The sequence below is a fragment of the Thalassolituus sp. UBA2009 genome (assembly GCF_002335285.1).
Classification (GTDB): Bacteria; Pseudomonadota; Gammaproteobacteria; order Pseudomonadales; family Oceanobacteraceae; genus Venatoribacter; species Venatoribacter alkanivorans.
Genome location: NZ_DDCJ01000005.1, coordinates 1 through 10,710 on the forward strand (window position 1 = coordinate 1; position 10,710 = coordinate 10,710).

General features: G+C 54.8%; 10 protein-coding genes and 1 pseudogene. All 11 read right to left on the bottom strand.

Features of this window, described 5'->3' with window-relative positions; translation table 11 throughout:
* Positions 1–51: 51 nt before the first annotated feature.
* Complete coding sequence (locus B3P58_RS00270; RefSeq protein WP_286715096.1) at positions 52–1,029, bottom strand: DUF58 domain-containing protein; 978 nt, start codon at positions 1,027–1,029, stop codon at positions 52–54.
* Entirely contained in the window at positions 1,026–1,952 is a 927-nt protein-coding gene (locus B3P58_RS00275) for an AAA family ATPase (protein ID WP_145468872.1), read from the bottom strand. Before B3P58_RS00275 ends, B3P58_RS00270 begins: the two co-directional genes overlap by 4 nt.
* A gap of 202 nt (positions 1,953–2,154) precedes the next feature.
* The gene (locus B3P58_RS00280) at positions 2,155–3,369 is read right to left on the bottom strand and encodes an O-succinylhomoserine sulfhydrylase (RefSeq protein ID WP_230332027.1); all 1,215 of its coding nucleotides are present in this window, start codon (positions 3,367–3,369) and stop codon (positions 2,155–2,157) included.
* Positions 3,370–3,396: 27 nt separating this feature from the next.
* Positions 3,397–4,917 carry an amidophosphoribosyltransferase gene (gene purF, locus B3P58_RS00285; RefSeq protein WP_230332026.1) on the bottom strand — a complete coding sequence of 507 codons (1,521 nt, stop codon included), beginning with the start codon at positions 4,915–4,917 and terminating at the stop codon, positions 3,397–3,399.
* Positions 4,918–4,946: 29 nt separating this feature from the next.
* Positions 4,947–5,441, bottom strand: coding sequence for a CvpA family protein (locus tag B3P58_RS00290; protein WP_145468875.1), 495 nt, complete (start codon positions 5,439–5,441; stop codon positions 4,947–4,949).
* Between the two features lie 145 nt (positions 5,442–5,586).
* The gene (locus tag B3P58_RS00295) at positions 5,587–6,141 is read right to left on the bottom strand and encodes an SPOR domain-containing protein (RefSeq protein WP_230332025.1); all 555 of its coding nucleotides are present in this window, start codon (positions 6,139–6,141) and stop codon (positions 5,587–5,589) included.
* The gene (locus B3P58_RS00300; RefSeq protein ID WP_230332024.1) at positions 6,126–7,412 is read right to left on the bottom strand and encodes a bifunctional folylpolyglutamate synthase/dihydrofolate synthase; all 1,287 of its coding nucleotides are present in this window, start codon (positions 7,410–7,412) and stop codon (positions 6,126–6,128) included. Before B3P58_RS00300 ends, B3P58_RS00295 begins: the two co-directional genes overlap by 16 nt.
* Positions 7,413–7,416: 4 nt before the next feature.
* Complete coding sequence (gene trpA, locus B3P58_RS00305; protein ID WP_230332023.1) at positions 7,417–8,220, bottom strand: tryptophan synthase subunit alpha; 804 nt, start codon at positions 8,218–8,220, stop codon at positions 7,417–7,419.
* A 222-nt stretch (positions 8,221–8,442) separates the two neighbouring features.
* The gene (gene trpB / locus B3P58_RS00310; RefSeq protein WP_145468879.1) at positions 8,443–9,669 is read right to left on the bottom strand and encodes a tryptophan synthase subunit beta; all 1,227 of its coding nucleotides are present in this window, start codon (positions 9,667–9,669) and stop codon (positions 8,443–8,445) included.
* Positions 9,635–10,282, bottom strand: coding sequence for a phosphoribosylanthranilate isomerase (locus B3P58_RS00315; protein ID WP_230332022.1), 648 nt, complete (start codon positions 10,280–10,282; stop codon positions 9,635–9,637). The genes trpB and B3P58_RS00315 overlap by 35 nt, the downstream gene beginning before the upstream one ends.
* A gap of 92 nt (positions 10,283–10,374) precedes the next feature.
* Positions 10,375–10,710 (bottom strand): annotated as a pseudogene (locus B3P58_RS00320) (tRNA pseudouridine(38-40) synthase TruA); the annotation flags it as partial.

The window sequence follows — 10,710 nt, forward strand, 5'->3', positions numbered from 1 at the left end:
GCAGATCGGTATTCGGATGACCGGCACTGCTCATTAAGCCCCCGCTTCGGCTCATAGCGCCCCCCGGTCAAAACCATACAGGGCCAGCGCTTCGAGACAGCGGTCACGATGACCGTCACTGTGATCCGGAGCGATGTCTTTACCCGGCAGACGCAGACCGTAACGCCAGCCCAGCTGATGCGCCTGTAAAACCCAGCCACACAGACGTGACAAGCGCACCTCGGTGCTTTGTGGCGCCAACACATCCCAGTCGAGCCAGCAGGTTGCACCTTCGTCATGGTCAAAATCTTTACTCACCAGACCTTTGCCGCGGGCCAGCTGTTTCCAGGCAATCTGGCGCATGGAATCGCCCGGCTGATAATTTCGCAGCCCCTGAAAATCCTGCTGACCGGACACACTGGATGGCGCTCCGGCCAGCTTATCGCCCTGCTCACCGGCGGCAAACACAAAGGGCACGGTTTCCGGTTTCGGATAAACCAGCGCGTTAAAGTCGAGTTTGATCCAGGTCCAGGTGTTGAACAGCCCCAGCGGGAAGCGTGAATCCAGCCGCAAACGTTCGGCCTGCAGCGGCCCACGCTTATGAGTGCGGAAACTCAGCGCCAGCGTACGGGTCTGGGCAGTATCGACATCGGTCAGTTGTGCCGGATTGTCGGGAAAACCCAGCAATAAGGCTTCATGAAAGCGCTTGGGAGCCGCGATGAGGCGCAGCGGTAACTCAATCACATCACCGGCAAAACAGGGATACGCCCGCCCGGCCGCCAGCGTCAGTCCGGACAGGTTACGGAAAGTGAACATCATCGCCGCCAGCGACACACTGAACAGCCAGAAGGTCAGGCCGTAAATCAGGCTGTTCTGGTAGTTAATCGCCGTCAGCAGAAGGACAATCAGCAACAGCGTGAACAGCAGCCCGGTACGGGTTGGCAGAATAAAAATGGACTTATGATTAAGCGTTACCTGAGGCGCCGGCGGAATACGCCGGTCGAGCCAGCGTTTCCAGCGCGCGCGCCAGCGACTGGCGAGTGTCGTCATACCAGAACCGGCACCGTATTGAGGATACGTTGCGATACGCTGTGCGCGCCGCCATCGGCCGCTTCTGCCAGACGATGATCAACCACCGCCGGCAGCACCGCCTGAATATCCTCTGGCAGCAAATGCTGACGGTTACCATCCACCAGAGCCCAGGCCTTGGCACTGCGCAGCAAAGCCAGCGCACCGCGCGGTGATAAACCGTACTGAAAGCCCCCCTCATAACGGGTAAAAGCAATAATGCGCTGCACATAGTCCAGCACACTGGCCGAGGCCTGCACGCTGTTTACCTGCTGTTGCAGCTGCGCTAATTCCTGCGTGGTTAAAAGCGGCTTGAGGTTGCTGGCCATGGTGCGGCGGTCACGTCCTTCGAGCAGTTCGCGTTCAGCCTTCTCATTGGGATAGCCCAGCTGAATACGCATTAAAAAACGGTCGAGCTGAGATTCCGGCAACGGGAAAGTTCCCGATTGCGACACCGGGTTTTGTGTGGCGATCACGAAAAACGGCATAGGCAGTGGCCGGGTTTCCCCTTCCACCGTCACCTGCCCTTCTTCCATCGCCTCGAGCAACGCACTCTGTGCTTTAGGCGTTGCGCGGTTAATTTCATCGGCCAGTAATAACTGGGTGAACACCGGCCCCGGATGAAAACGGAAGCGGCCAACATCCGAACCGCTTTCACGCTCAAAAATACTGACGCCAAGAATATCGGCGGGCAATAAATCAGAGGTGAACTGAATGCGGTTATATTGCAGACCCAGCACACCAGCCAGAGCGTGGGATAAGGTGGTTTTGCCCATGCCGGGCAAATCTTCAATCAGCAGGTGACCACGGGCCAGCAGACAACTGAGCGCCAGCTTGAGCTGCTCTTCTTTACCGAGAATGACAGCACTGAGTTGCTCAAGCGCACGTTGAATAGGAGTGGTCATAGTGTTTCCTGTTACTGCCCGTCATAAAGCTCAAGCATAAGTGACTCAGGGTTGCAGGGAAATGGGCAGACACTCAGGCTGAGGAAAGAAGCACAGAATTGCGCGTAAAGAATGGTCAGACTGATAACCGTACGGGGAAAAATGAGACCAAAAAAAACGGGAATAACCTGGGTTATTCCCGTTCTTTTTTACTCGCGGATATTCACAGTGCGTCCAGACCGCGGGCCAGATCGCGCTGAATATCATCGATACTCTCCAGACCCACAGCAACACGCAGCAACGCCTGAGAAATACCGGCTTTCTGCCGTTCGTCTTCACTCAACCGGCCATGTGTGGTGGTACCCGGGTGAGTAATGGTGGTTTTAACATCACCGAGATTAGCGGTAATAGAAATCATGCGGGTGGCATCCACCACCTTCCAGGCTTCTTCACGGCCACCAATCACTTCAAAGGATAAAACACCGCCAAAACCACTCTGCTGTTTTTTCGCCAGAGCATAGCCCGGATGATTTTCCAGACCGCAATAATTTACGGTTTTTACTTTCGGATGCTGCTGCAGCCATTGCGCCAGCTGCATTGCATTCTCGCTGTGCGCTTTCATGCGCAGCGACAATGTTTCCAGACCTTTGGTGAACACCCAGGCATTAAACGGGCTCATGGTCGGACCTGCTGAACGCAGTACACCAATAACAGGTTCAATCAACTCTGACGAACCAACAACCGCACCACCGATACAACGTCCCTGCCCATCGATGTATTTAGTGGCAGAATGCACCACCAGATCGGCACCCCACAGCAAGGGTTTTTGCAACGCCGGAGTACAGAAGCAGTTATCAACCACAAATAAAGCGTTAGCCTCTTTGGCGATCGCAGCAATGCCTTCCAGATCAGCCACATCATTTAATGGGTTGGATGGTGATTCCAGAAAAAATAAACGGGTATTTTCCCGGGTTTTATTTTTCCAGTCGTTCAGATCCAGCAGATCGACATAATCGATCGACACATTAAATTTACGCAGGAATTTTTCGAACAGCATAATAGTGCTGCCGAACACACTGGCTGAACACAATACGTGATCACCGGCTTTCAGATGAGCAATCGCCACCGCGTAAATAGCCGCCATACCGGAAGAAGTTGCCGCACAGGCCTCGCCGCCTTCCAGTGCTGCCAGACGATCTTCAAAGGTACGTACCGTCGGATTGGTGTAACGCGAATAAACATTACCCGCTGACTCGCCACCAAAACGCGCTGCGGCTTCAGCAGCAGAATTAAACACGTAACTGCTGGTCGGAAAAATCGCTTCAGAATGTTCGCATTCTGCACTGCGTACCTGACCGGCACGAACAGCCAGCGTCTCAAAGGCGCAGCCTTCGAGATCTGACTGATAACGATCATTAAATTGCGAAAAATCGTTCATAGCACACCTGTTTCCCGGAATTCAGCTTCAGGACTCTGCTTCGTTGTGCAGATCAATGGCAACATTTTCTACCGCTGCACGCTTGCCTTTGCTGGCATCGTTACGCAACTGTGACAGACGATCAAAGTAGGCTTCATTGATATCGCCGGTCACATATTCGCCGGTAAAGACCGAACAATCGAACGAGCGCGCTTCGGTTTTACTGCCTTCCAGACAGGCACTGATCAGGTCATCAAGATTCTGATACACCAGCCAGTCGGCACCGATTTCTTTGGCAATTTCATCGGTGCTGCGGCCATGGGCAATAAATTCTTCTTTCGCCGGCATGTCGATACCGTAAACGTTCGGGTAACGCACAGCAGGTGCCGCCGAGGCGAAGTACACTTTATTGGCACCCGCTTCACGTGCCATTTCAATAATCTGTTCGCAGGTGGTACCGCGCACAATAGAATCGTCAACCAGCAGAACGTTTTTACCGCGGAATTCTAGATCCAGCGCGTTCAGTTTTTGCTTAACCGATTTTTTACGCTGCTGCTGACCCGGCATAATAAAGGTGCGGCCGATATAACGGTTTTTCATAAAACCTTCGCGATATTTCACGCCCAGTTTATTCGCCAGCTCCAGTGCCGAAGAACGGCTGGTATCCGGAATCGGAATAACCACATCGATATCATGCTCCGGATACTCGCGCATGATTTTTTCCGCCAGTTTTTCACCCATACGCAAACGCGCTTTATACACGGCAATACCATCAATGATGGAGTCCGGACGGGCAAAATAAACGTGTTCAAAAATACAGGGCGTCAGCGAGGTATTTTCTGCACATTGCTGGGTAAACAGTTCGCCTTCTTCGGTAATAACAATGGCTTCACCCGGAGCAATATCGCGCTCAAGTTTAAAGCCCAGCGCATCCAGTGCTACCGATTCAGAAGCCACCATGTATTCCGGCCCCTGAGCGGTATCGCGGCGACCAAAGATCGCCGGGCGGATACCGTTCGGATCACGGAAAGCCACAATGCCGTAACCGCTGATCATGGCGACGACAGCATAGCCACCACGGATACGGCGATGAACATTTTTCACTGCTTTGAAAATCACTTCCGGCGATGGCTGCAGTTGCTTCTGTTCCTGCAGTTCATGGGCAAAAATATTAAGCAATACTTCCGAGTCGGAGGTGGTGTTGATATGACGCAGATCTTCGCGATAAATATCATCCGCCAGCTGTTCGGTATTGGTCAGGTTGCCGTTATGCGCCAGAGTAATACCGTACGGTGAGTTCACATAAAACGGCTGAGCTTCCGCTGAGCTTGAGCTGCCGGCGGTCGGGTAACGCACATGGCCGATCCCCATATTACCGGTCAGACGCTGCATGTGACGGGTACGGAACACGTCGCTGACCAGACCGTTATCCTTACGCAGAAACAGCTTATTTTCAAAGCTGGTAACAATACCGGCAGCGTCCTGGCCGCGATGCTGCAACACCGTCAGGGCATCATAGATGGCCTGATTAACATGGGTTTTGGCAACGATCCCCACAATTCCGCACATGCGCGTATAACCTCAGCAGAAACTAAAAACTAATTGGTAAGAGACATCACCTGATCTGCAGCGCCCGGCAGCGTTTTACGTGCCCAGTCAGCCAGCGTGGTCAGATGAGGAATAAAGGTTGAGTCCTGCCACCAGGCATCCTGGGGCACTAACGTAAACTGCAGGCCGTAGACGATGGCAACCAGCACCACAAGGCCACGGATCAGGCCGAACACCATACCGAACACCCGGTCGGTACCGCCCAGGCCGGTCATACGCACCATTTCGACCAACAGGTGATTTACCATGGCGCCGATGGTGACCGTACCGGCAAATAAAATAACAAAGGCAAGGATCCAGCGTACCGAGTTGGTTTCCACCACTCCGTCCAACAGAGTCGCGAGGTTGCCGCTGAACAGACGGGCAATGATAAACGCTGCTATCCAGCTGGCCAGAGACAGAGCTTCTTTGACGAAGCCACGCTTCAGACTGATCAGACTCGATACCGCCAGTACGGCCAGTATCACCCAATCAATTACCGCCATTGATCGCCCCGGAGCTGGAAATTGGAAAGCGCGCAGTATACCAAAGCGGCCCGCTTAGGAAAGCAGTACTTGGCCTGAGGCAGCGAAGTTACATGCTTTCCGGCTTCGCCGGCCAGAGATAAAACCGGCCGGAAGAATGGCCGGCTCAGGATTCGGCACGGTAACGTTTGATATGAATATCCTGCTGCTTCAGCTCTTTGCGCAGCTGTTTCTGCAGGGTTTCGATCTGGCTGCGCTGCAGCTCCGGCCCAACGTAAACCCGGGTCAGCTTATCGCCGGTAAATTCCTGGGTGTACGCCTTGTAACCTTTGGCACGCAGCTGATCGCGCAATGCAAAGGCATTTTTCTGTTCCGAGAAAGCTCCCAGCTGCAGCGTCCAGGCATAGGGCAACTGGTTGCTGTCGAGCTCGGTACGGTCGCTTTGTCCACGCGGAGGGGCCGGGTCGTTCTGTTCAACCACATCCGTGTCCGGCACTGCAATCTGCGCGGCGGCTTCGCCAGAAGCCAGCTGCTCCAACTCAATACGGACCCGGCGTTCATCTTCAACACGGGACCATTCCGGCATATCCGGCATCGGTGGAATATCGCTCTGCAAGGCCAGCTGGCTGCGCGAACCATCCAGTACAATTGGCAAAGCAATGGCCACCGCGATCACCGTAACAAAGGCACCGAGAATGCGTTTTTTCAGATGTTGTTCCATTGCCCCTTCCCTTCTGCCTCCTGTTGCTGCATCCACTCCAGCGCGGCCTCTACCGTATAAAAAGAGCCACACACCAGCCAGTGACCACTGGCCGGTAGCGCATCCAGAGCCGCGGCGACCGATTCAAAACAGTAAGCCGCCTTAGCCGTTAATGCCTGCGCACGTTCCAGCAACTGTTCCGAACTCAGCGCCCGGGGCCCTTCGAGTCCGGCCAGATACCAGTGTTCACTGGCCGGCAAAGCCTGAATCACTTCATTAACCGGCTTATCGCCCAGCATCCCCAGCACAATGCCATCCACCTGTTGCAACTGAGCGCCGATATAGGCCGCGGCCTGCTCATTATGCGCAACATCCAGTGTCAGCTGCAGACGCTGCTCCGCCTTCTGGCGCACATAGTGCTGCAAACGACCGGCGACCTGTAACGAGCCAACCACACGGGCAACGACAGCTTGCTCCGGAAGTTGCCCCAGCACCGCCAGAGACTGCACCGCAGTCGCGACATTATGATAAGGAATATGCGCCCCCGGCAGTTGCCAGGTATGCAATTCACCATTCTGCACAAAACGCAGCTCTAACCCTTGCTCAGAGCGCCCGATAAAGAAATCTTCATCACGGCACAGCCACTGTGCACCAATAGCATCAGCGGTTTCTTTTGCCGTTGCCGGTGGCTGTGGCTGACCACACACCAGCGTTTGCCCGGGCCGGGCAATGGAGACTTTTTCGTAAGCAATCTGCTCCAGCGTATCCCCAAGCCAGGCCTGATGATCAAGACCAATACTGGTTACCACGGAAATATCCGGCTCAGCAATATTCACCGCATCCAGGCGTCCGCCCAGACCGATTTCCAGCACACAGGCATCCACCTGCTGTTGCTGAAACCAGTTGAGCGCAGCCAGGGTACCAAACTCAAAATAGGTCAGACTGGTATCACCACGCTCCGCCTCAACCGCACGGAAACTGGCACAGAGTTCATAGTCAGAGGCTTCCACGCCATTCAGCACAACCCGCTCGTTATAACGGCGGATATGCGGCGATGAATAAACCCCGACATTCAGCCCCTGCTCGCGCAGTAAAGCGGCCAGCAATGCCGAGGTTGTGCCCTTACCATTGGTGCCGCCAACCAGAATCACCAGCGGCGCCGGGCGCAGACAGCCAAGCCGCTCGCCCACCGCCTTCACCCGCGCAAGACCCAGATCGATCTCGCTCGGGTGCATGGATTCCAGTCGCTGCAACCACTGCTCAAGGCCGGCGGTCTGAACATCAAAGCTCATGCGTTCAGGCATCCAGCGCTGTGCGCATGCTGCCAACCAGAGCAGATACCGCATCCTGCGCCGCTTTGGCGTTATCAGCGTTAGCCGCAATCAGGTTAACGATGGCAGAACCCACAATCACCCCATCACAGACCTTACTGACGGCCGCTGCGGTTTCGCCGGTATTGATACCGAAACCCACGCCAACCGGAATAGAAACATGCTTGCGGATACGCTCCAGATTGCGCGCAACATCATCGACATCCAACGCTTTGGAACCGGTTACGCCTTTCAGCGATACGTAATAGACATAGCCGCTGCCGGCATGGCCGATACGCTCAATACGCTCGTCTTTGGTGGTCGGCGCGATCAGGTAGATCATGTCGAGATCGCGGGATTTGAAGAACCCTTCAACATCCACCGCTTCTTCCGGCGGCAGATCAACCATCAACACGCCATCAACACCGGCTTCAACCGCAGCGGCGGCAAAGGTTTCGTAGCCCATGCGCTCAACCGGATTCAGATAGCCCATCAGCACGATGGGCGTGTTGCTGTTGGTTGTACGGAACTCCGCCACCATCGCCAGTACATCGTGCAGTGAGGTGTTATGCGCCAGCGCACGTTCACAGGCCAGCTGAATGGTCGGGCCATCCGCCATCGGATCGGAAAACGGCACGCCCAGCTCAATGATATCGGCACCGGCGTCAACCAGTGCGCGCATCATAGGTACGGTCGCGTCTTTCTGTGGGTCGCCAGCAGTAATGTAGGGAATCAGCGCTTTTTTACCCTGAGCTTCCAGGCTGGCAAATGCATTTTTAATACGGGACATCTCAGTCTCCTGAATTCTGTTTAACCTCAGCGGACATCTCCGCTGAGCGATAAAATTGTTTTTGCTTGGTCTTCTGGCTACTACACCCCAGAGGCACGGGGCGTTATGAGCGATGAAGATACAAGGCAAGAAACAGCGAAAGAGCGGAGTGTATATCTCCTACATGAGCATCTTGAGCTGTTTCTTAACGCCGTAGCTTCGAGCGCAATAGCACCGAACGGCTTAAGCGGTGACTCCATCCAGCGTGGCAATGGTATGAATATCCTTGTCACCACGACCGGAGAGGTTCACAACAATCACCTGATCCGGCTTCATAGTTGCCGCCAGCTTCATCGCATAAGCCACCGCATGGGAAGACTCCAGCGCCGGCATAATACCTTCCAGCTGGGTCAGCTTATGGAAGGCATCCAGCGCCTCATCATCGGTTGCCGCTACATACTGGGCGCGACCAACATCCTTCAACCAGCTGTGCTCAGGGCCCACGCCCGGATAATCCAGACCGGCGGAAATGGAATGCGTACCCATAATCTGGCCATTCTCATCTTCCATCAGATAAGTACGGTTACCATGCAGCACACCCGGACGGCCTTTGCTCAACGGCGCAGCGTGATCGTCGCCGTCCAGCCCCAGACCGCCGGCTTCAACACCGTACATAGCCACTTCGGGATGTTTGATGTAAGGGTGGAACAGACCGATCGCATTAGAACCACCGCCAACGCAGGCAACCAGCGCATCCGGCTGGCGGCCGAACTGCTCAACACTCTGACGCTGTACTTCGCGGCCGATCACACTCTGGAAATCACGCACCAGCATCGGGTACGGGTGCGGCCCAGCGGCGGTACCAATGATGTAGAAAGTATCATCGACGTTGGTTACCCAGTGGCGCATGGCTTCGTTCATGGCGTCTTTCAGGGTTTTGGTACCGGACTCCACCGCTTCAACTTCGGCGCCTAAAAGCTTCATACGGTATACATTCAGCTTTTGCCGCTCAACGTCAGTCGAGCCCATAAAGACTTTGCACTCAAGACCAAAACGCGCGGCAACCGTCGCGGACGCCACACCGTGCTGACCGGCACCGGTCTCGGCAATGATTTTCTTTTTGCCCATAAACTTGGCCAGCAATGCCTGACCAATGGTGTTGTTGATCTTGTGCGCACCGGTGTGGTTCAGGTCTTCACGCTTCAGATAAATCTGCGCACCACCACAATGGGCGGTCAGTCGCTCGGCCAGATACAGCGGCGACGGACGGCCGACATAATGGGCCAGGTCTTTATCGAAAGCGGCCTGAAAATCGGCATCGTCACGCAGTTTTTTGTAGGTTGTTTCCAACTCATCAAGCGCAGCGCTCAGGGTTTCAGAAACAAAGCGGCCGCCATGAATACCAAAATGGCCACGCGCATCAGGCAGGTCGAGATCAAAAGGATTGTTGGTCGACACAGTACACCTCATTAACAAATGCTGTCATTTTGCCGTGATCTTTCACACCCTTGGCCGCTTCAACCCCGCCACTGACATCCACTGCAAAGGGAGCCACCTGGCGGATAGCAAGGCCTACGTTTTCGGGGGTCAGACCACCGGCAAGAATAATTGGTTTGGTTTGCTGATCAGGTACCAGCGCCCAATCGAAGGTTTCGCCGGTACCGCCGGGAACACCCGGCTTATAGCTGTCTAGCAGAATTGCCAGTGCGCCTGGGAAGCGCAGGCACGCCTCCACCACATCCGACGCTTGCCGGACACGGAGGGCTTTGATGTAGGGACGATTGAATTGACTGCAGAAGTCATGTTCTTCATCACCGTGGAATTGAAGTAGGTCGATTCTAACGCTATCCAGAACCTTTTGCACCTCAGCAGCATCCGGATTGACAAATAACGCCGTCACAGTAACAAAAGCCGGAACCGCTGCCACCACCGCCTGCGCCATGGCGATATCGACCGCGCGCGGGCTGGGCGCATAAAAAACCAGACCAACGGCGTCAGCCCCTGCTGCAACAGCGGCAGCGGCATCTTCGGCACGGGTCAGACCACAGATTTTAATTCGGGTGCGTCGATAGGAGGCAGACATAACAACTTCCGGACAATAAAGCCGGCATGATAGCAAGGCAGGCGCTGACATTCACCACGCCAGCATTGCCCAGCAAGAGGATCAGGTGCGATTCAGATCAGGTTCAGAACCGGCTCAAGCAGCGCCGGACCATAAGGCTTACAGGGAATATCAAACTGTTCCGGATAATCCACACCGACAAAGTACAACCCTTCTCCGGGCGCGGTCACCCCGGCCTGCTTGCGGTCGCGGGTAGCCAGCACTTCAGCCATCCACTCCACCGGCTTGTGCCCCTCCCCGATTGGCAGCAGGACACCGACAATATTGCGCACCATATGATAAAGGAACGCACTGGATTCAAGCTCCAGCATGATGATATTGCCCCAGCGCTTCACCTGAATATGATGCATGGTTTTGACCGGTGATTTCGCCTGACAATCTTTGGCACG